A 790-nucleotide genomic window follows, 5' to 3' on the forward strand; every position below is an offset into this window, starting at 1 on the left:
AACTGCACGCCGCGCATGGCCTGCAAGCCAAGTACGGCCGGATAGAGGCGCCAGTTGACGACAGCTTCGCGCAAGGCGGCTTCGAGACGGCTACATTGCGCGAGCCGATCCTCGATGGCACGTCGATATTCGTCAAAAGCAAGTTGTTGCCACATGGTGTCGAACGCAAAGGCGCTGATCCAGCGCCGGTGCGCCGGTCCCCAGTCGGCTCTGCCGCTGTAGCGCACCCCATGTAGAAGCAGAAAGGCCCTCAACCTTTGTCGGGCGCGCTTCAAATCGTCCTTGGCGTTGCCCCAGGCGCGTGACAGATCCCGGAATGCTTCGTCTTCGACGCTGGGTACGTAGACGGCCGAGAGGTCACCGGCGCGCAACGATCGCACCAGTTTGACCGCATCGCGCCGATCGGTTTTGACGCGCTCGCCGGGCTTCTTCGGGATCAGCGACGGCGCGCACACCATGCACTCGAATCCCTTCTCTTCAAGCTGCCGGTAAAGGCCATATCCGCATGGGCCCGCCTCGTAGACGATGCGGATCCGGCGCGCTTTAGACTGCAGGCGCTTGCACAGGCGATCGATATCGGCCTTCGAGGTACCGATCCTGCCAAGCAGTTCGACCTCGCCCGCGCCGAGTGCGTAAGCGACCGTGATCGAGTCCTTATGGACGTCCAAGCCGACATACAGCGTGCTATCGTGTTCCATGCTGGCCTCCGCGCTGGAAATCGCCTGGGTGTGGCACTGTCCACACCGTGCGGCTCTGGCAGTCATGCTAACCCGCGTTTGATTCCTCGCGG

General features: G+C 62.4%; 1 protein-coding gene. It reads right to left on the minus strand.

Features of this window, described 5'->3' with window-relative positions:
• The coding region (locus J8I34_RS34240; protein ID WP_209808608.1) for an IS110 family transposase at positions 1-698 on the minus strand (698 nt) is incomplete at its 3' end.
• Positions 699-790: the final 92 nt, after the last annotated feature.

The sequence above is a fragment of the Cupriavidus phytohabitans genome (assembly GCF_017815025.1).
Lineage (GTDB): Bacteria > Pseudomonadota > Gammaproteobacteria > Burkholderiales > Burkholderiaceae > Cupriavidus.